We start from the raw sequence: 21,057 nt of genomic DNA on the forward strand, positions 1-21,057 counted from the left end.
AGCGGGCGCTCAGCGATGGGCCGCCCCCGCGCAGCAGTGCACACCCGCACCTGGAGGAGAGCCAACGTGCCTCGTACCGTCAGGGACGTCGTCTTCGTCGACGGCGTCCGCACCCCGTTCGGCAAGGCGGGCCCGAAGGGCATCTACCACGAGACCCGCGCCGACGACCTCGTCGTGAAGGCGATCCGGGAGCTGCTGCGCCGCAACCCGGACCTGGACCCCGCGAAGATCGACGAGGTCGCCATCGCCGCGACCACGCAGATCGGCGACCAGGGCCTCACGCTGGGCCGTACGGCCGGCATCCTCGCGGGCCTCCCGCAGTCCGTCCCGGGCTACTCCATCGACCGCATGTGCGCCGGCGCGCTGACCGCCGTGACCGCCGTCGCGGGCGGTGTGGCCTTCGGTGCGTACGACGTCGCCCTCGCCGGCGGTGTCGAGCACATGGGCCGCCACCCCATGGGCGAGGGCGTGGACCCGAACCCGCGCTTCGTCTCCGAGAAGCTGGTCGACGAGTCCGCCCTGTTCATGGGCATGACCGCCGAGAACCTGCACGACCGGTACCCGACGATCACCAAGCTCCGCGCCGACGAGTACGCCGTGCGCTCGCAGGAGAAGGCCGCCAAGGCGTACGCCGACGGCAAGATCCAGCAGGACCTGGTCCCGATCTCGGTGCGCAACACCAACGAGGCGGCCGGTGAGACGGGCTGGGGCCTGGTCACCACCGACGAGCCGATGCGCCCGGGCACCACGCTGGAGAACCTGGCCGGCCTGAAGACCCCGTTCCGTACGCACGGCCGGGTCACCGCGGGCAACGCCGCCGGTCTCAACGACGGTGCCACCGCCGCGATCATCGCGTCCGAGGACTTCGCCCGGGAGAACAACCTCCCGGTCAAGATGCGCCTCGTCTCGTACTCCTTCGCGGGTGTCGAGCCGGAGGTCATGGGCTACGGCCCGATCCCGGCCACCGAGAAGGCCCTCGCCCAGGCCGGCCTGTCCATCGAGGACATAGGCCTGTTCGAGGTCAACGAGGCCTTCGCCGTGCAGGTGCTGGCCTTCCTGGAGCACTACGGCATCGCCGACGACGACGCCCGCGTGAACCAGTACGGCGGCGCCATCGCCTTCGGTCACCCGCTGGCCTCCTCGGGCGTGCGCCTGATGACGCAGCTGGCCCGTCAGTTCGAGGAGCAGCCGCACGTCCGCTACGGCCTGACCACCATGTGCGTCGGCTTCGGCATGGGCGCCACGGTCATCTGGGAGAACCCGCACTTCACCGCCGAGGGAGACGCCAAGTGAGCACCACCGCCGAGCTCCTGAAGGGGGCGGCCGAGCTGTTCCCCGACGAGGTCGTCACCTCCGCGCACGTCCGCCACCTGGACCTGCCGTTCGGCGCCGGGCGCTTCGCGCTCATCACGCTGGACAACGGCTTCGACCACACCAAGCCGACCACCTTCGGTCCGCAGTCCCTCGCCAACCTGAACACGGCGATCGACCAGGTCGAGCAGGAGGCCCTCGCGGGCTCCATCGTCGGCGCGGGCATCACCGGCAAGCCGTTCATCTTCGCGGTCGGCGCCGACCTCAAGGGTGTCGAGCTGCTGAAGAAGCACGACGAGGCGCTCGCCATCGGCAAGGGCGGCCACGACGTCTTCAAGCGTCTCTCCGCGCTCGCGGTCCCGACCTTCGCCTACTACAACGGCGCGGCGATGGGCGGCGGCGTCGAGGTCGGCCTGCACTGCACCTACCGCACCGTCTCGAAGGCCATCCCGGCCTTCTCGCTGCCCGAGGTCTTCCTCGGCCTGGTTCCGGGCTGGGGCGGCTGCGCCATCCTGCCGAACCTGATCGGCGCGGACCGCGCCGTCTCGGTGATCATCGAGAACTCGCTCAACCAGAACAAGCAGCTGCGCGGCAAGCAGGTCTTCGACCTGGGCATCGCGGACGCGCTGTTCGAGGGTGCGGACTTCCTGGAGCAGTCCCTCATCTGGACCTCGAAGGTCCTGAAGGGCGAGACCGAGGTCGTACGCGCCGAGATCGACCGCGCCGAGGGCTGGGACGCGGCGGTCGCCCGCGGCCGCGCCATCGCGGACTCCAAGGTGCACGGCGCGGCCCCCGCCGCCTACCGCGCGCTGGAGATCATCGAGGCGGCCAAGAACGGCGACCTCCAGGCCGGCTTCGACGCCGAGGACACGGCCCTGGCCGACCTCATCATGGGCGGCGAGCTGCGCTCCGGCATCTACGCCTTCAACCTGGTCCAGAAGCGCGCCAAGCGCCCGGCCGGCGCCCCGGACAAGTCCCTGGCCCGTCCGGTCACCAAGGTCGGCGTCGTCGGCGCGGGCCTGATGGCCTCGCAGCTGGCGCTGCTCTTCCTGCGCCGCCTGGAGGTGCCGGTGGTCCTCACCGACATCGACCAGGAGCGCGTGGACAAGGGCGTGGGCTACGTCCACGCCGAGATCCAGAAGCTGCTCGGCAAGGGCCGGATCAACCAGGACAAGGCCAACCGCCTGACCGGCCTGGTCTCCGGTGTCCTGGACAAGGCCGAGGGCTTCGCGGACGCGGACTTCATCATCGAGGCCGTGTTCGAGGAGATGTCCGTCAAGCAGAAGGTGTTCGCGGAGGTCGAGGCGGTCGCCCCGGCGCACGCGATCCTCGCCACCAACACCTCCTCGCTGTCGGTGTCGGAGATGGCCTCCAAGCTCCAGCACCCGGAGCGCGTGGTCGGCTTCCACTTCTTCAACCCGGTCGCGATCCTCCCGCTGCTGGAGATCGTCCGCGGTGAGCAGACCGACGACGCCTCGCTGGCCACGGCCTTCGGTGTCGCCAAGAAGCTGAAGAAGACCGCGGTCCTCACCAAGGACGCCCCGGCGTTCGTCGTGAACCGCATCCTGACCCGCTTCATGGGCGAGATCCAGAACGTCATCGACGAGGGCACCCCGGTCGTCACGGCGGAGAAGGCCATCGAGCCGCTCGGCCTGCCGATGTCCCCGCTGGTGCTCCTGGAGCTCGTCGGCCCGGCGATCGGTCTGCACGTCTCCGAGACCCTGAACCGCGCCTTCCCGGAGCGCTTCACCGTCTCGCCGAACCTGGCGGCTGTCGTCAAGGCCGGCAAGCGCGGCTTCTACGTCTACGATTCCGGCAAGCCGGAGCTGGACCCCGAGGTCGCCGCCCTCCTGGTGCAGGGCGACTCCGTCCTGACCGAGGAGCAGGTCCGCGACCGCGTCCTGGACGCGGTGGCGCAGGAGATCGGCCTGATGCTGGAGGAGGGTGTCGTGGCCGAGGCCCAGGACATCGACCTCTGCCTCATCACCGGTGCCGGCTGGCCCTTCCACCTGGGCGGCATCACGCCGTACCTGGACCGCGAAGGCGTCTCGGAGCGCGTGAACGGCAAGAAGTTCCTCGCTCCCGGCCTGGCGAGCGTCCCGGCCTAGTCCGGGTCGCGGACGGGCGTTCCACGGCTTGGCCCGCCCCCTTCGGGGGGCGGGCTTCGGCCATTCGAATATCTGTCTAAGATTCACCCCCATGACGGAAACGCACGCGCGGCCCAGGCGCCGCCGACGCCGCATTCTGCGGATCACCCTGCTGCTGGTCGCCGTGCTGATCCTGGGCGCGGCCGGGGCCGGCTGGTGGACGTACAGCCACCTCAACGGCAACATCGACAGCGTCGACCTGGATCAGGCGATCGGGGACAACCGGCCCCCGAAGGTGGTCGCGAACGCACAGAACATCCTGGTGCTCGGCTCCGACTCACGGGCCGGCGCCAATGCCGATCTCGACCACGGCGACGTCAGCGGCGCCCGTTCGGACACCGCGATGCTGGTGCACATACCCGAGGGCCGGGCCAAGGCGACCGCGGTGAGCATCCCCCGCGACACCCTCATCACCCGGCCCGAGTGCAAGGACCGGGGCGGCAAGACCGTGCCGTCCGCGAAGCGGGTCATGTTCAACTCCGTCTACTCGCTCGCCGGTCCGGCCTGTGTGGTCAACACGGTGGAGCAGCTGTCCGGGGTCCGCGTGGACCACTTCGTCGAGGTGGACTTCGCCGGCTTCAAGGGCCTGGTGGACGCACTGGGCGGGGTCACCGTCACCCTGGACAAGCCGATGAGCGGCGCCAAGGGCGGCCTGAAGCTGGACGCCGGCACACACCGGCTGAACGGTACCGACTCGCTCAAGTTCGTGCGTACCCGCTACGGCTACGGCGACGGCAGCGACCTCGGGCGCATAGGCCTGCAGCAGCAGTTCATGCTGGCGATGCTGTCCGAGATCAAGAAGCAGGACGCCCTCGGCAACCCGGCGCGGCTCTACAAGCTCGCGGACGCCGGGACCAAGTCGCTGACCACCGACTCCGACCTCGCCTCGCTCACCGCGCTGTCCGACTTCGCGCAGAGCATGAAGGGCGTGAACCCGGACACGATGGAGACGATCATGCTGCCGGTCGCCTACGACAAGGTGGACCCGAACCGCGTGGTCGTGGCCGAGCCGCAGGCCACCCAGCTGTGGGACGCCCTGCGCAAGGACGAGAAGGTCCCCGCTTCGGCGAAGGACTCCCCCGCCAAGGGCTGACGGGTCCGCGCACACGGAAGCCGGCCGTACGGGTGACCCGTACGGCCGGCTTCCGTCGTTCCACCGCTAGAACTTCGCGTCGGCGCCGACCTTGCCGAGGCGGCTGTGCGAGCGTCCGTAGACGAAGTAGACGAAGATGCCGATCGCCATCCAGATGCCGAAGCGGACCCAGGTCTCGACCGGCAGGTTGAGCATCAGCCAGAGCGAGGCCGCGATCGACAGGATCGGGATCACCGGCACCCACGGGGTGCGGAAGGACCGGTGCAGGTCGGGACGGGTCCGGCGCAGGATGATCACGCCGAGGGCGACGAGCACGAAGGCGAAGAGCGTGCCGATGTTCACCAGTTCCGCGAGCTTCTCCAGGCTGGTGAAGCCCGCGACGACGGCGATGACGCAGCCGAGCAGGATGGTCGCCCGGTAGGGGGTGCGGTACTTGGGGTGGGTGACGGAGAAGACGCGCGGCAGCAGTCCGTCACGGCTCATCGCGAAGAACACGCGGGTCTGGCCGAGCAGCAGGATCATGCTCACGGTGATCAGGCCCACGGCCGCGCCGAGACTGATGGCACCGGAGAAGAAGGGCTGGTTCACCGATTTGAAGGCTTCGGCCAGTGGCGCCGTCGGTGACATCTCCGTGTACTTCTGCATGCCGGTGACCACCAGTGTCACGGCGACGTAGAGCACGGTGCAGATCAGCAGCGAGCCGAGGATGCCGCGCGGCATGTCCCGCTGGGGGTTCTTGGTCTCCTCCGCCGCCGTGGCCACGACGTCGAAGCCGATGAAGGCGAAGAAGATGAGGGAGGCCGCGGTGAAGATGCCCATGACGCCGAAGTTGGTGGGCGCGTAGCCGAAGAGCACCTGGACCAGCGGCGCGTGCCAGCCGCCGCCCGCCTCCTGAGGCTGGGCCGGGGGGATGAACGGCGAGTAGTTGTCGGCCTTGATGAAGAACAGGCCCGCGACGATGACCAGCAGGACCACGAAGACCTTGATGGCGACCACGACCGCGGTGATCCGCGCCGAGAGCTTCGTCCCGACGACCAGGATCGCGGTCAGCACCAGGATCAGCAGGAAGGCCAGCAGGTCGAAACTTCCTCCCGCGTCCGGTCCGGACAGTGCGGTGGGCAGGTCCCAGCCCAGGTTGGTGTGCATCAGGTGGCGCACGTAGCCGGACCAGCCGACCGCCACGACGGCTGTGCCGAGCGCGAACTCCAGCACCAGGTCCCAGCCGATGATCCAGGCGGGCAGCTCACCGATCGAGGCGTACGAGAAGGTGTATGCGGATCCGGCCACCGGCACGGTGGACGCGAACTCGGCGTAGCAGAGCGCCGCGAGGGCGCAGACGATGCCCGCCGCCACGAAGGCGAGGGCGGTGGCGGGTCCGGCGTTGTTCCGGGCCGCGATGCCCGTGAGGACGAAGATGCCGGTGCCGATGATGACACCCACACCAAAAACCGTCAGGTCCCAGGCGGAGAGCGACTTCCGGAGCGCGTGTTCCGGCTCCTCCGTGTCACGGATGGACTGCTCCACCGACTTGGTGCGGAAGGGGCTGTTCATATCCCTACTCACCGACGCACCTCCGAAACAGGTGTCGACGCACGCGAACGGGCCGGGAGGCCCACCCCTCCAAGGGTGATCTCCCGGCCCGTGACGTGCAACCGCGCGGCGATCTAGTGGCCGGTACCCGTCCTAGTCGACGGCGGCGGCCGGCTCGTTGTCGTAGCGCCCGTCCAGCTTCGCCACCAGGCCCGTGACCTGCCGTGCGATGTCCGGAGCGGTCAGCCCGATCTCGGCCATGACCTCCTTGCGGGAGGCGTGGTCGAGGAAGCGCTGCGGGATGCCGAAGTCGCGCAGCGGTACGTCGACACCCGCGTCCCGCAGGGCCTGCGAGACGGCGGAGCCCACACCGCCGGTGCGGCCGTTGTCCTCGACGGTGACGACCACGCGGTGGCGGTCGGCGAGCGGGGCCAGCGCCTCGTCCACGGGCTTGACCCAGCGCGGGTCGACCACGGTCGAGGTGATGCCCTGCTTGTCGAGCAGGTCGGCGATCTCCAGGCACATCGGGGCGAGCGCACCGACCGAGACGAGCAGTACGTCCGGACGGGTGACGTCGGCGCCGGGGGCGCGCAGCACGTCCATGCCGCCGATCTTGCCGACCGCCGGAACGGCCGGGCCGACGACGCCCTTGGAGTAACGGACGACGGTCGGCGCGTCCTTGACCTCGACGGCCTCGCGCAGCTGGGCGCGCAGCTGCTCGGCGTCACGCGGGGCGGCCAGTCGCAGACCGGGCACGACCTGCATGATCGACATGTCCCACATGCCGTTGTGGGAGGCGCCGTCGGTGCCGGTGACGCCGGCCCGGTCCAGGACGAAGGTGACCCCGCACTTGTGCAGGGCGACGTCCATCAGGACCTGGTCGAAGGCACGGTTGAGGAAGGTGGCGTACACCGCGAAGACCGGGTGGGCGCCGCCGGTCGCCAGCCCCGCCGCCGAAGTGGCGCCGTGCTGCTCGGCGATGCCGACGTCGTAGATCCGGTCCGGGAAGGCGTCCGCGAACTTCTTCAGGCCGACCGGCTGGAGCATGGCCGCGGTGATCGCGACGATGTCCTTGCGCTCCTTGCCGAGCTTGACCATCTCGTCGGCGAAGACGGAGGTCCAGCTGGCGGCGTCGGTGGAGACGGGCAGGCCGGTGTCCGGGTGGATCACACCGACGGCGTGGAAACGGTCCGCCTCGTCCTGGACGGCCGGCTCGTAGCCCCGGCCCTTCTGGGTGAGGCAGTGCACGATGACCGGGCCGCTGAAGCGCTTGGCGCGCTGCAGGGCTGACTCCAGGGCCTCGATGTCGTGGCCGTCGATCGGGCCGATGTACTTCAGGCCCAGGTCCTCGAACATGCCCTGCGGGGCGATGAAGTCCTTGAGGCCCTTCTTGGCGCCGTGCAGGGTCTCGAAGAGCGGCTTCCCGACGACCGGGGTGCGCTCCAGGATCTCCTTGCCGCGGGCCAGGAAGCGCTCGTAGCCGTCCGTGGTGCGCAGGGTGGCCAGGTGGTTCGCAAGGCCGCCGATGGTGGGGCCGTACGAGCGCTCGTTGTCGTTGACCACGATGACCAGCGGGCGGTCCTTGGCGGCGGCGATGTTGTTCAGCGCCTCCCAGGCCATGCCGCCGGTGAGCGCGCCGTCGCCGATGACGGCGGCGACGTGGTGGTCCTCGCGCCCGAGCACCTCGTTGGCCTTGGCGAGGCCGTCGGCCCAGCCCAGCACGGTGGAGGCGTGCGAGTTCTCGATCACGTCGTGGTCGGACTCGGCGCGCGAAGGGTAGCCGGACAGGCCCCCCTTGGAGCGCAGGCTGCCGAAGTCCTGGCGGCCCGTGAGCAGCTTGTGGACGTAGGCCTGGTGGCCGGTGTCGAAGAGGACCTTGTCCTTGGGCGATTCGAAGACCCGGTGCAGGGCGATCGTCAGTTCGACCACGCCGAGGTTGGGGCCGAGGTGCCCGCCGGTCTTGGAGACGGCGTCGACGAGGAAGGACCTGATCTCTGCGGCGAGCTGGTCGAGCTCCTCCTGGCTGAGCCGGTCCAGATCGCGCGGTCCCTTGATGCGGGTCAGCAGCACCCGTGCCTCCTTGCAGTTGCTGGCTGGTCTGTCGAGTCTAATGTTCCGCTGCGCGGCGCGGTCATCGGGCCGTCCCGGCGGAGTCACACCTTTGTCATACATGTACGCACGCCTACGCGGCCACACCTCACATACGGGCGTATACCCGCACAGGAGTACCTGCACATGTACACACGGATGCCCGGCGCCACGTGAAGTGGCGCCGGGCACTGTGACCGGTCTTACCGCCGGATGCCGCTCCGGCGCGCAGTCGGCCGCGCGGTCAGGCGCGTCCGGCCGTCTTCTGGGTCTTGCGGGTGATCGAGTCGATCACCACGGTGGTCAGCAGCACCGCACCGGTGATCATGTACTGGATCGGCGTCGCGATGCCTTCCAGTGCCAGACCGTACTGGATCGAGACGATGACCATGACGCCGAGGAGGGCGTTCCAGGTCCGGCCCCGGCCGCCGAAGAGGCTGGTGCCGCCGATGACGGCCGCCGCGATCACGTTCATCAGCAGGTCGCCGGCGCCGGCGCTCTGGTTGGCCGCCGCGATCTTGGAGGCCCAGAACAGGCCGCCGATGGCGGCGAAGGTGCTGGAGATCGCGAAGACCGTGATCCGGATCCGCGTGACGTTGATGCCCGCGCGGCGGGAGGCCTCGACGCTGCCACCCAGTGCGAAAACGTTTCGCCCGAAGGTCGTGCGACGCAGCACGAAGTCCGTGACGACCAGGGCCAGCATGAAGAGCACCACCGCGAGCGGCAGACCCTTGTACTGGTTGAACACCACGGCGGGGCCGAAGGTGAACACCGCGAGCAGCCCGGTGCGCAGCAGGATCTCGCCGAGCGGCCGGGTGGGCATCCCGGCGGCGCCGCGGCGCCGCGCGTCGAGGAAGCAGGCGAGGAAGTAGCCGGCGACCGCGAGCACGGCCAGCCCGTAGGCGACGGCCACGTCCGAGAAGAAGTACGTGGTCAGCTGGCCGACCACGCCGTCGGCGTCGATGTTGATCGTGCCGTTGCTGCCGAGGATCTGCAGCATCGCGCCCAGCCAGAACAGCAGGCCCGACAGGGTGACGGCGAAGGCCGGGGCGCCGATCCTGGCGAAGAAGAAGCCGTGGATGCAGCCGATCAGGGCACCTCCGGCCACGGCCGCCAGGATCGCCAGCCACTCGTTCACGCCGTGGGTGACGGCGAGGACGGCGACGATCGCGCCCGAGACGCCGCTGACCGAACCGACCGAGAGGTCGATCTCGCCGAGCAGCAGCACGAAGATGATGCCGATGGCGATCATGCCGGTGGCGGTCATCGTGATCGCGATGTTGGTGAGGTTCTCCGGGGAGAGGAAGTTCGAGTTCAGCCCCTGGAAGATCGACCAGATGATGATCAGACCGATGACGACCGGCAGGGAGCCGAGGTCGCCGGCCTTCATCTTGCGCTTGAACTCGCCCACGTACCCGGCGAGGCCCTCCTCCCGGACGAGCAGGCGGGGGTCCACGGCCGGGATCGCGTCGTGAGCCGCCGCGGGGTTGACCGGGTCGATGTGCTCCTGCTGGTCGACGGGGCCCTTGCCCAGTGGACCGGTGGCAGGGTTCTGGGTGCTCACTTGCGGGCCTCCCCGGTGCGGGCCGCCCGGCGGGTCACGGCGTTGTCCGTGGCACCGGTGATGGCGGAGATGATCTCTTCCTGCGAGGTGTCGGCGACGTTGAAGACACCGTTGTTGCGGCCCAGCCGCAGGACCGCCACCTTGTCGGCGACGGCCTTCACATCGGCCATGTTGTGGCTGATGAGGATGACGGCGTGGCCACGCTCGCGCAGACGTTCCACCAGGTCGAGGACCTGTGCGGTCTGCTCGACGCCGAGGGCGGCGGTGGGCTCGTCGAGGATGACGAGCTGGGGCTCGCCCAGCATGGAACGGGCGATCGCCACGGTCTGGCGCTGACCGCCGGAAAGCGAGGCGATGGGGATCCGGACACTGGGGATCCGGATGGACAGGGTGGTCAGGAGCTCGCGGGCGCGGCGCTCCATCTCCACCTCGTCGAGGATGCCGAAGCTCTTGAGCTCACGGCCGAGGAAGAGGTTGCCGACGACGTCGATGTTGTCGCACAGCGCCAGGTCCTGGTAGACCGTCGCGATGCCCAGGTTCTGGGCTTCGTGGGGCTTGGTGATGGAGACCGGACGGCCCTCCCACTCGATGACGCCGTCATCGATGGGGTGCACGCCGGCAATCGTCTTGACCAGCGTGGACTTGCCGGCGCCGTTGTCGCCGACCAGGGCGACCACCTCGCCGGAGTGGATCTCGAGTTCTACGTCGGTCAGGGCCTGAACGGCGCCGAACCGCTTCGAGACACCTCGCAACGCCAGCACGGGCGCAGCGGACACATGAACCATCTCCTTCGCCGCCTGACCGGCGGGGATGTCGTGCAAAAGAGCAGGAGCGGGGCGAATGGGGGAACGTTTCTGCCCGGCGCCCCGCCGGGTGGCGGGGGAAGTGGGGGCGGGACGCCGGTCAGGCACGGGGGCCGCCTCGCGAGGAGGCGACGGGGGCCGCTACTTCAGGCCGAGGGCGGCGCAGGCGGCCGCGTACTTGTCGGTGCAGATCTCCGCGACCGAGTAGACGCCGTCCTTGACGACGGTGTCGTTGATGTTGCCCTTGGTGAGCGAGACGACCGGGATCAGCACGGACGCGACACCCTTGGTGGTCGGGCTGTCGACCGTGGAGGTGGTGACTCCGTCGAGCTTCTCGCCCTTGGCGAGGGCGACGGCCATCTTCGCGGCGGCCTCGGCCTCGGGGGCGTACGGCTTGTAGACGCTCATGAACTGCTCGCCCGCGACGATGCGCTGCACACCGGCGAGTTCGGCGTCCTGGCCGGTGACCGGGGGCAGGGGGGTGACGCCGGCCGCCTTGAGGGCGGTGATGATGCCGCCCGCCATGCCGTCGTTGGCGGAGTAGACGCCGATGACCTTGTCCTTGCCGAGCGCGGAGAGCGCGGCCGCCATGTTGGTGTTGGCGTTCTCCGGCTTCCACTCGACCGTGTCGTACTCCTTGCCGACGTTCACCTTGCCGTCGAGGACGGAGTGCGCACCGGACTTGAAGAGCTTGGCGTTCGGGTCGGTGACCGAGCCGTTCATCATGACGATCTGGCCGTCCTTGGCCTTGTCGCCCAGCGCCTCGAGGAGCGCCTTGCCCTGGACCTTGCCGACCTCTTCGTTGTCGAAGGAGGTGTAGGCGTCGATCGGGCCCTCGGCCAGACGGTCGTAGGCGATGACCGGGATGCCGGCGTCCTTCGCCTTCTTGACCGAGCCCGCGATGGCCTTGGAGTCCACCGCGTCGACGATCAGGACGTCCACCTTGTTGGTGATCATCGTGTCGACCTGGGAGTTCTGCGTGGTCGCGTCCTGCTTGGCGTTGGCGTAGACGACCTTGCCCTTGCCGCCGGTGAGCTCCGCGACCTTCTTCTCGATCAGCGGCTTGTCGAACTTCTCGTAACGCGCGGTCTGGTTCTCCGGCAGGAGCAGACCGACCTTGATCGCGTCGCCCTTGGCAGCGCCGGAGGACTCCTTCGTCGTGTCGCCGGCCTCCTTCGCACTGCCGCAAGCGGCGAGGGAAACGGCCATGGCACCGGCGGCAACAGCTACGGCGGCTCTGCGCATACGCGTGTTCATTACTTGAACCTCCCTGACGAGGCCGCAGCACTGCGGCCGAGGTGGATGTGAGTCAACCCCGGCCGCGTTTTGCCGTCAAGGAGTGAATCCTTAACGAGATGACAACGGTGCCATCCGTTATCTACCTGAAGGCAAGACGGCGGGAGCTCGCACTCCACTTCCATGGTCTGACAAAAGTGTCGAATCGCCCATCTCGCTGAGTACGAGCGCCAGTGCGCCCAGCACCTCGGCACGCCCGCCCAGGGACCCCGTCAGCACCGACAACTGCCGGGCCGCGCTGGGAATCGCGTACCTCCCCACCGATTCACGGATGGGAGCCAGGACGAGTTCACCGGCCTCCGCCAGCGAACCGCCCAGCACCACCCGGCTGGGGTTCAGGAGGTTGCACAGGCTGGCCACGCCGCTGCCGATGTGGCGGCCCACGTCCGTGATCACGCGGCGGCAGCCCGGGTCTCCGTCGCGGGCCAGTTCGACCACCCGTTCCATCGTCAACTCCGGCCCGTGCGTGCCCTGGAGCAGCGGCAGGACGTACCGGGCGGCGGCGAAGGTCTCCAGGCAGCCGCGGTTGCCGCAGCGGCAGACCGGACCCGATTCGTCCAGCGTGATGTGCCCGATCTCCCCCGCCGTGCCGCCCGGTCCGCGGTAGATCTGACCGTTGATGACCAGGCCCGCGCCGACGCCGCTGGCCACCTTGATGTAGGCCAGGTCCTTTACTCCCCGCCCGCTCCCCCAAACGAGTTCGCCGAGGGCGCCGAGGTTCGCGTCGTTGTCCACGTACACCGGCACGCCGAGGCGCTGCGAGAGCTCCTGGCGCGGGTTGATGCCCGCCCAGCCCGGCAGGATCGCGGTCGAGCCCAGGGTCCCGGACTCCACGTCGATCGGGCCGGGCACGCCCAGGCCGACGCCGATGACCTTCTCCAGCCCCACCCCGATGTCCGCGATCAGCCGCCCGACCAGGGCTTCCGCCCGGTTGAAGCCGTCCGCCCAGGACGCGTCGACGTCCAGCGGCTCGGACTCCTCGGCCAGCACCTGGTGCGCCAGGTTCCCCACCGCCACCCGCAGGTGGGTGTGGCCGAAGTCGACGCCGATGACGATGCCCGCGTCACCGCTGAGCGAGACGCTGCGTGCGCGCCGGCCGCCAGCCGAGGTGTCGGTGACCTCGACGGTCCCGCCGCCCTTCAGTTCTCGGACGATGTTGGAGACCGTGGCCGCCGACAGTCCGGTGGTGCGGGCGATCTCCGCCTGGGTCAGCGATCCCGCGAGCCGCACCGCCCGCACGACCCGTTCGAGATTCGCGCGATGCAGCGAGGACTGCGATCCGGGAGTCTGCACGACTCATCCACTCCTGCCCATAAGCGACGGCAAGCCGTCGCCCCCCGGCCGGGACACGTCGCGGTTGCGCGCTCCGAGACCCCGGCGTCTCTCCAACTTGTGAACCTTAAGTCGAGCCTTTGCGCTTCCACACGTCAAGAGGCTGACACGGCACGAAACGGCCACTACTGACCGAAAGGGGGAGGGAACCGGCCCCCTGGATCGTGCTACGGTCGCTGAGGCGCCGGTCCTCTGCGGCCTTTCCCGGCCGGATCGGGCGCCTGTCATGACAGCGCTAGGCGAGGAGGTGTTCGGGATGAGTCCCGATCGAAGTCCTCGCCGCGCTCTCATCGGCTGACCTGTTGATCAGCTGACCCCTGCCGAGTGCGCACGGCCGCGGTTCACCGCTGTCCCGTGCGTTGTCGCGTTTCTTTCCATTCTCTTCCTTCCGCGTGCCCCGGCAGCTTCGCCGTGCACGCTCCCCCGGGCTCCCCCCAGCCGCCGCTGAGGCGCGCCCCGGGATCACTCCCCCATGCCCGCCGGCGCGTCCCGCGGCCCTCCCGGCCGCTCCGCGCCGACCCGTGATCACTCCACGTGACCGCGCGGCTCCGCGCTGCCCGGACACCGTGGAGGGAGGTATTCGTCATGACCATGCTCACCCCCCGTACCCCGGCCAAGCTCGCACCGCCGGGCCGGTCCCGCCGCGAGCGCAAGGCCGCCGAGCTGGAGTCCCGCACCCGGCTCGTCGGCGAGCGCCTCGCCGGGACCAGCGCCCGCCCGGCCGTCCGCGTACTGCAGTCCGTGGACGCCTCCGGCAACGGCCTCACCCACGCCGAGGCGGCGCTGCGCCTGGAACGCCACGGCCCCAACGTCGTCGCCCGGGAGCGCGCCCCGCGCTGGTACCTCCAGCTGGCGAAGGCCTTCTGGAACCCCTTCATCGCCGTCCTGGTCTTCCTGGCCGCGGTCATGTACTGGCAGGACCCCGCGGACCCGGGCGTCGTCATCCTCTCGGTGATGGTGGGGATCAGCGGGCTGCTGCGCTTCTGGCAGGAGTTCCGCTCGGGCCGCGCCGCCGACGCACTGAAGAAGCTCGTCACCACCACCTGCGCGGTGCAGCGCCGGGCCGGCAGCGGCTCCGGGCCCACCACCTTCGAGGTGCCCATGGACCGGGTGGTCCCGGGCGATGTGGTCAAGCTGGCCGCCGGCGACCTGGTCCCGGCCGACCTGCGGCTCATCGGCGCCAAGGACCTGATGGTCAGCCAGGCCGCCCTCTCCGGCGAGTCCCTGCCGGTCGCCAAGGCCGACACCGGCACCCGCGGCGAGGACCTCGGCCAGCAGACGACCACCGACCCGGTCGAGGCCGACAACCTGGTGCTGACGGGGACCTCGGTCACCTCCGGCACCGCCACCGGGGTCGTCGTCGCCACCGGCGCCGACACCTACTTCGGCTCGATGGCCGGCTCGCTCGTCGGCGAGCGCCCGCAGACCAACTTCGACACCGGCGTGCGCAAGGTCAGCTTCCTGCTGATCCGCTTCATGCTGGTCATGGTCCCGGTCGTCTTCATGATCAACGGCTTCACCAAGGGCGACTGGGACGAGGCCTTCCTCTTCGGCATCGCCGTCGCCGTCGGCCTGACCCCCGAGATGCTGCCGATGGTCGTCTCCGCCAACCTGGCGCGCGGCGCGGTCGCCCTGTCCAGGCGCAAGGTGGTCGTCAAGCGGCTCAACGCGATCCAGAACCTGGGCGCGATGGACGTGCTCTGCACGGACAAGACCGGCACCCTCACCGAGGACCGGATCGTCCTGGACCGCTATCTGGACGTGCACGGCGCCGAGGACGACGAGGTCCTGGAGTACGGCTATCTCAACGCGCACTTCCAGACGGGCCTGCGCAACCTCATGGACCAGGCGGTCATCGACCGCGTCAACGAGGCCGAGGAGGTTGTCGTCGACGCACGGTTCTCGATGGTCGACGAGATCCCCTTCGACTTCGCCCGGCGCCGGATGTCCGTGATCCTCAACCGGAACAGCGGGGTGGGCGACCCCGGCCGCACCGAGCACGTCATGATCACCAAGGGTGCCGTGGAGGAGGTCCTGGACCTCTGCACGCACGTGACCGACCGCGGCGCGGAGGTCGAGCTGACCGAGCAGCTGCGGTGGCACGTCACCCGGATAGCGGAGGACAACAACCGCCGGGGCCTGCGGGTCCTCGCCGTCGCCACCCGCACCGTCGGCACTCCGCGCGACACCTACACGGTCGCCGACGAGGACCGGCTGACCCTGGTCGGCTTCCTCGCCTTCCTCGACCCGCCGAAGGCCGAAGCCGGACGCGCCCTGCAGGGCCTGGCCGACAAGGGCGTCGCCGTCAAGGTGATCACCGGCGACAACGACCTCGTGGCCGCCCGGGTCTGCGCCGACGTCGGCATCGAGGTCGGCCACGTGGTGCTCGGCAGCGAGATCGACGGGCTCGACGAGGCGGAACTGCGCGCGCTGGCCGCCCGTACGACGGTCTTCGCCAAGGTCAACCCGGTCCAGAAGGCCCGCATCGTCCGGGCCCTGCAGGCCGACGGCCACACGGTCGGCTTCCTCGGCGACGGCATCAACGACGCGGCCGCGCTGCGCGACGCCGATGTCGGCATCTCCGTGGACACCGCCGTCGACATCGCCAAGGAGTCGGCGGACATCATCCTGCTGGAGAAGGACCTGACCGTCCTGGAGCAGGGCGTCGTCCAGGGCCGGACCACCTTCGGCAACACGATCAAGTACATCAAGATGACGGCGTCGTCGAACTTCGGCAACGTCTTCTCGGTGCTGGTGGCGAGCGCCTTCATCCCCTTCCAGCCGATGCTCGCGATCATGCTGCTGGTCCAGAACCTGGTCTACGACATCTCGCAGCTGGCGACGCCGTGGGACCGGATGGACGAGGAGTACCTGCGCAAGCCCCGCAACTGGGACGCCAAGGGCATCGGCCGCTTCATGATCACCATCGGCCCGGTCAGTTCGGTCTTCGACATCTCGATGTTCCTGATCATGTGGCACGTCTTCGGGGCCGACAGCGAGGCGAACCAGTCCCTCTTCCAGTCCGGCTGGTTCATCGAGGGCCTGCTCTCGCAGACCCTGATCGTCCACATGATCCGTACCCGGAAGATCCCCTTCATCCAGTCCCGCGCCTCCTGGCCGGTGATGGTGACGACCGTCCTCGCCGTGCTGACCGGGCTCTGGCTGCCCTTCTCCCCGCTGGCTCCCACGCTCGGTTTCGTGGCCCTGCCGGCGAGCTACTTCCCGTGGCTGATCGGCGTGCTGCTCGCGTACTGCACGCTCACCCAGCTCGTGAAGACCTGGTACATCCGCAAGTTCAACACCTGGCTCTGAGCGGAGGACGAGCCGATGACCAGCGAGTGGATCACGGCCGGGCATTCCCCCGGACTTCGTCCGGGGCGCGCGCGAAGAATGAATTGAACACGTTCAGCCCGGCTGGCAGTATGGAGGCGCGCGCCCCGCCGGCCGGGCGGACGCGTTGATTTCGCCGTGCCACGAGGGGGTTGGCCGTGCACGAGGAGCCTGAGGAGCCTGAGCAGCGGTCGTACGGCCTGATGCTGTTGGTCTCGGTGCTGGTGGGCTGTCTGGAGGTCGCCCTCACCGTCGTGGTGATCTTCCTGTACGTCGAGACGCAGCCGCCGCCGGACACCCCGGTCGACCACACCGCCCTGGCGGGGTCCCTGCTCTCCCTCGGCATGATCGTCGCGGTGCTCGCGGTGCTGCTGACCCTGATCTTCGTGCTGCCGTCGGTGGCGCTGGCCGACCTGCTCGGCCGCCTGATCGGCGGCCGCGAGGCGTGGTGGTGGGTGCCGCTGATGGTGGCCGCCCTGGTCGCACCGCCGATCTGGGCCTTCGCGTCGTACAACGACGTGGAGACGCGGCCCGTGCTCGTCTTCTGGGCGATCGCCACGGCATCGCTCTCGGCGGGCGGCCTGATCGCCCGGCTCCGGCACCCGGGACTGCTCCGGCGAGTGGCCCTGGGGGGCGCGGCGCTGGTGACGGGGACCGGCCTCCTTGGCTCACTCGGGCTCACCGCCGGCCTGCTGCCCGCGTACGAGCCGCCGGCGATCGGTCCGGCGGCCATGCCCGGAACCTGGGGCGACCACACGGAGGGAAGGCTGGTCTTCACGTCGGACGGCCGGGTCACGGCCTTCGGCGTCGGCGAGCACCGCCCCGGCGACGACCCCCACGTCCTGCCACTGCAGTGCTCGGGCTCCGGCACCTGGTCGTACGAGCCGGGGCGGGGCGTCCGGAGCCAGAAGGTCCGCATACGGGTCCCGGGGTGTTCCTGGCCGGCGTGGAGCGTCGGCGGCACCGAGCGCGAGCCCCGGATCTACCAGGACATCGGCCGCCCGGATTCCGGCTACCTGTACGAGCTGGAAAAGGCCACCGACGGCTCCTGACGCCGGGGCGCTACTTCAGCGTCGCCGAGGTGAGGCCCGCCTGGATCTGGCGCTGGAAGGAGAGGTAGACCACCAGCATCGGGACCATCGCGATGGTGGCGCCGGCGAACAGCACCGGCAGGTCCGTCTCGTAGCCCATCTGGTACTGGAGCTGGATGAGCCCCTGGGTGAGCATGTACCGCTCGGGGTCGGCGCTCGTCTGCGGCTGCATCAGCACGGCGGGCAGGATGTACTGGTTCCACTGGCCCAGGATGTTGAAGATCCCGACGCTGATCAGGCCGGGCTTGGCCATCGGCAGCATCACCTGGAAGAAGATCCGGGTGTCGGAGGCCCCGTCGATGACCGCCGCCTCGTGGATCGCCGTCGGCAGCGTCCGGAAGAAGGAGTGCATGAAGAAGACCGTGAAGGGCATCGAGTAGGCGACGTACACCAGGATCAGGCCCTGGTAGGTGTTCAGCATGTCGAAGCGCTTGACCATGAAGAAGAGCGGTACGAGCGCCAGGAACACGGGGAACATCGCCCCGCTGACGAAGAAGTAGTAGACGAGCCGGTTGCCCGTGAAGGGGTAGCGGGCCAGCACGTACGCGGCCATGGAGCCGAACAGCATGGTCAGCGGGACCGAGAACACCAGCACGATGAGGGTGTTGGCGAAGTAGCCTCCGATGCCCTTCGTCCAGGCCCGCCCGAAGGCGTCGAAGTGCCAGTTGGAGGGCCAGCTCAGGGCCGAGCCGCCGATCTGCGCGTCGGTCTTGAAGGCACCGAGCGCGAGCCAGATCAGGGGCAGCACGATCATTATCGCCCAGACGACGAGGAAGCCGTGCGAGAAGACGTTGAGGGCCATGCCCTCGGAGCGGCGCCCCTCCCGCTTCCCCGTCCGTCCGGCGCCGCCGGGCTGCTCCGCGGCCTTCTCGCCCGGAGCCTTGATCACTGTGGACTCTGCGGTCATCGTGGCACTCCTCTCAGAACTCGATGCGCTCGCGGCGGGTGGCGCGCAGCGTGATGACGGAGAGGATCATGGTCAGGGCGAGCATGACCACGCCCATGGCGCAGGCGTATCCGCTCTTGCCGAAGTAGAGGAAGTTGCGCATCAGCACCGTCGACATGACCTCGCTGTGGTGGTCGGGTCCGCCGCCGAACTGGCCCGAGGTCATGGTCGACACCAGCACGAACATGTCCATCGCGGCGATGCCCAGATAGACCGCGGAGGTCTGCACAGAGTCCCACAGCAGGGGCAGCGTGACCTTGAAGAAGGTCTGGGCGCGCCCGGCGCCGTCGAGCAGCGCGGCCTCGTAGATGTCCTTGGGGACGGACTGCATGGCCGCGGAGAACAGGACGAGGTAGAAGCCGACGCCGTGCCAGACGACGACGAGGAGCAGGCACCACAGGACGAGGTTCGGCTCGTTGAGCCATTCGACGGGGTGGTTCGCGTCGATCAGGCCGAGCTTGGTCAGGAAGCCGTTGAGCAGGCCCCCCTCGTCGCTGCGGTAGATCGCGCCGAAGAGGACGGAGAGGATGGCGAGGGAGAGGACCTGCGGGAAGAAGTAGACGACCTTGTAGAAGCGCGATCCGCCGACTCCCTGCACTCCGCCGGCCCCGCCGCGCCCGCCCGCGTTCACCATGAAGGCGAAGAAGAGGGCGAGCAGGATGGTGACGAGCGGGACGAACACCAGGAGCAGCAGGTTGTGCCAGAGCGCGCCGCGGAAGACCTCGTCCTTCAGCAGGGCCGCGTAGTTGTCCGTGCCGACGAAGTCGAACGTCGGTGACTGCCCGGTCCAGTTGGTGAAGGAGTAGCCGAACGTCTGCACGTACGGCCAGATGACGAAGGTCAGGTACAGCGCGAGGGGCGCGAAGAGGAAGCCGGCGATGAAGCCGTACTTTCCTCTCCCTTGGGCTACATGGCTCATGGTGTCCGTCCCTGCAGTGGTCAGCTGCGCTTGTTGTTCTTGGCGTTCGGGTCCTGGGCCGCCTTGTTCACCGCCGCCTGGGCCCGCTTGATCCACTCCTTGGGCTGGATCCGCTGCGCCATGAGCTCATTGGACGCGTTCTGGATCTCCGTGTCCATCTCGCTGTACCAGTCGGGGTAGCGGTAGCTGAAGGTGTTGCCGCCCGCGGCCTTGAGCGCCTCGACCGCCGACTGGGTGCCCGGGCGCAGCTTGACGCTCGGGTCCACGCCGTCCTTGACCACCGTGAGCGAGTTGGCCTGCTGGGCGAAGATCGTCGACCATTCGCGGGACAGCATCGAACGGAGGAACTCCAGGCCCGCGGCCTTGTTGGCGGCCTTCTCCGGGACGATGAACGGCTCGTCGACGCCGGCCCGGATGGCCTCGAGGGGCATCTTGCTGTCCGCGAGCAGGGGCACCGGCAGGAACTTCATGTCGAAGTCCTCCGGGGTCTGCTTGAGCTGCTCGTTCTCCAGCCAGGAGCCGGAGGGGATGAAGGCGGCCTTGTACTGGTTCCAGGCCGTCTGGGACTCCGTGTGGGTGAGGCCGTTGGTGCCCGGCATCAGCAGGCCCTTCTCGACCACCTCGTAGACCGCCTCGACCGCGGCGAGGGCGGCCGCGTTGCCCTCGAAGGCGTTCGGTTCGAGGTTGTCGATCGCCTTCACCGCGTCCAGACCACCCTTCTTGGCGATCAGGTCCATGATGACGACGTTGATGTAGTACGGGTACTTGCCCTGGTGGGCGAGACCGCCGATGCCCGCCTCCTTGGCCTTGGTGCAGACGGCGAGGAACTCGTCCCAGGTCTTGGGCGCCGTCCAGCCCTTCTCCTTGAAGAGCTTGCCCGAGTACCAGAAGCCGGACACGGCGTACACGTACTTCAGGACGGCGTACTTGCCGCCCAGCATGCCCTGTTCGACGGCCCCGTCCACCAGGGTGTCGCGCACCTTCTTGCTCGGGTCGTCGAGCGAGGGCGCGTCGAGCACGGCGTTGAGGTCGGCGAGCTGGCCGCCCTTGCCGAGCACGTCCAGAGGGATCTTCTGGGCACCGGAGTCGTCGACGACGTCCGGCGGGTTCCCGCCGTTGAAGCGGGGCTGCAGCTTGGCGGTGATCTCCTGGGTGCCCAGGTGGGAGCTGGTGGTGCCCCACTTCTTGTCGAAGGCGGCCTCCCAGGCCTTCGCGTAGTCGTCGCCGAACCCGCCCTTGAAGACGACGACGTCCAGCTTGCCGCCCTTCGCGACGCCGAAGGGGTTCTCCTTGGTCACCGGCGCCTTGGCCGGGCCCTTCGTGGAGTTCTCCTCACCGCCGGAGGCGCAGGCGGACAGGAAGCTCATCGTCGGCACCGTGATCAGTCCGAGTGCTGCGGAGCGCTTGATCAGGTCGCGGCGTCCGAGGCCCTCACCAGTGGATCCCATGCTCATGTCCTCGCCTTCGTCAGAAGTGTGAAGGAGGCCGGAGATTCACGGTGGTTGCCGTGCATGCGGACATCACCACAGGTCCCCGCCCGTCCCCCGGCCCGGAGCCACTCGTCTCGCGGTGATCCGGACGGGCACAGGTATAGTCCACTTCCGCTC

The 21,057-nt window shown here is 68.9% G+C and carries 14 protein-coding genes; 5 read left to right on the forward strand and 9 right to left on the reverse strand.

The genetic code is table 11. The annotated features are described in order from the left end of the window. Positions 1-66: 66 nt before the first annotated feature. From RIU97_RS09535 to RIU97_RS09545, 3 genes are all read left to right on the forward strand, one after another. Positions 67-1,293 carry an acetyl-CoA C-acyltransferase gene (locus tag RIU97_RS09535; RefSeq protein WP_319730951.1) on the forward strand — a complete coding sequence of 409 codons (1,227 nt, stop codon included), beginning with the start codon at positions 67-69 and terminating at the stop codon, positions 1,291-1,293. After that, complete coding sequence (locus RIU97_RS09540; RefSeq protein ID WP_404955167.1) at positions 1,290-3,419, forward strand: 3-hydroxyacyl-CoA dehydrogenase NAD-binding domain-containing protein; 2,130 nt, start codon at positions 1,290-1,292, stop codon at positions 3,417-3,419. Before RIU97_RS09535 ends, RIU97_RS09540 begins: the two co-directional genes overlap by 4 nt. A gap of 91 nt (positions 3,420-3,510) precedes the next feature. Further along, positions 3,511-4,551, forward strand: a complete 1,041-nt coding sequence (locus tag RIU97_RS09545; protein WP_404955169.1) for an LCP family protein — start codon at positions 3,511-3,513, stop codon at positions 4,549-4,551. A gap of 66 nt (positions 4,552-4,617) precedes the next feature. Here RIU97_RS09545 and RIU97_RS09550 read toward each other — a convergent pair whose 3' ends face one another. The 6 genes from RIU97_RS09550 to RIU97_RS09575 form a co-directional block, all read right to left on the reverse strand. Then, positions 4,618-6,102 (reverse strand): amino acid permease, encoded by a 1,485-nt coding sequence (locus tag RIU97_RS09550; protein ID WP_404955171.1) that lies wholly within the window; start codon positions 6,100-6,102, stop codon positions 4,618-4,620. Positions 6,103-6,234: 132 nt separating this feature from the next. Further along, a complete protein-coding gene (gene dxs / locus RIU97_RS09555) occupies positions 6,235-8,151 on the reverse strand; it encodes a 1-deoxy-D-xylulose-5-phosphate synthase (protein WP_404955174.1) in 1,917 nt (638 codons plus the stop codon). 262 nt (positions 8,152-8,413) lie between these two features. After that, the gene (locus tag RIU97_RS09560; RefSeq protein WP_404962799.1) at positions 8,414-9,703 is read right to left on the reverse strand and encodes a sugar ABC transporter permease; all 1,290 of its coding nucleotides are present in this window, start codon (positions 9,701-9,703) and stop codon (positions 8,414-8,416) included. A gap of 26 nt (positions 9,704-9,729) precedes the next feature. Further along, a complete protein-coding gene (locus tag RIU97_RS09565; RefSeq protein WP_319730941.1) occupies positions 9,730-10,518 on the reverse strand; it encodes an ATP-binding cassette domain-containing protein in 789 nt (262 codons plus the stop codon). A 159-nt stretch (positions 10,519-10,677) separates the two neighbouring features. Next, the gene (locus RIU97_RS09570) at positions 10,678-11,793 is read right to left on the reverse strand and encodes a sugar ABC transporter substrate-binding protein (protein WP_404955176.1); all 1,116 of its coding nucleotides are present in this window, start codon (positions 11,791-11,793) and stop codon (positions 10,678-10,680) included. A 117-nt stretch (positions 11,794-11,910) separates the two neighbouring features. Next, positions 11,911-13,125, reverse strand: a complete 1,215-nt coding sequence (locus tag RIU97_RS09575; protein ID WP_404955178.1) for an ROK family transcriptional regulator — start codon at positions 13,123-13,125, stop codon at positions 11,911-11,913. Positions 13,126-13,749: 624 nt separating this feature from the next. Between RIU97_RS09575 and mgtA the strand changes: the two genes are divergently transcribed. Next, positions 13,750-16,476 (forward strand): magnesium-translocating P-type ATPase, encoded by a 2,727-nt coding sequence (mgtA, locus tag RIU97_RS09580; RefSeq protein WP_404955180.1) that lies wholly within the window; start codon positions 13,750-13,752, stop codon positions 16,474-16,476. 176 nt (positions 16,477-16,652) lie between these two features. Next, a complete protein-coding gene (locus RIU97_RS09585) occupies positions 16,653-17,546 on the forward strand; it encodes a hypothetical protein (RefSeq protein ID WP_404955182.1) in 894 nt (297 codons plus the stop codon). A gap of 10 nt (positions 17,547-17,556) precedes the next feature. Here RIU97_RS09585 and RIU97_RS09590 read toward each other — a convergent pair whose 3' ends face one another. The 3 genes from RIU97_RS09590 to ngcE are packed head-to-tail and all read right to left on the reverse strand — an operon-like array spanning position 17,557 to position 20,898. After that, the gene (locus RIU97_RS09590) at positions 17,557-18,492 is read right to left on the reverse strand and encodes a carbohydrate ABC transporter permease (protein WP_404955185.1); all 936 of its coding nucleotides are present in this window, start codon (positions 18,490-18,492) and stop codon (positions 17,557-17,559) included. A gap of 13 nt (positions 18,493-18,505) precedes the next feature. Continuing rightward, entirely contained in the window at positions 18,506-19,450 is a 945-nt protein-coding gene (locus RIU97_RS09595) for a carbohydrate ABC transporter permease (protein ID WP_030008674.1), read from the reverse strand. Positions 19,451-19,470: 20 nt separating this feature from the next. Continuing rightward, complete coding sequence (gene ngcE, locus RIU97_RS09600) at positions 19,471-20,898, reverse strand: N-acetylglucosamine/diacetylchitobiose ABC transporter substrate-binding protein (RefSeq protein WP_404955187.1); 1,428 nt, start codon at positions 20,896-20,898, stop codon at positions 19,471-19,473. Positions 20,899-21,057: the final 159 nt, after the last annotated feature.

Source organism: Streptomyces sp. 147326 (assembly GCF_045000215.1).
Taxonomy (GTDB): domain Bacteria; phylum Actinomycetota; class Actinomycetes; order Streptomycetales; family Streptomycetaceae; genus Streptomyces.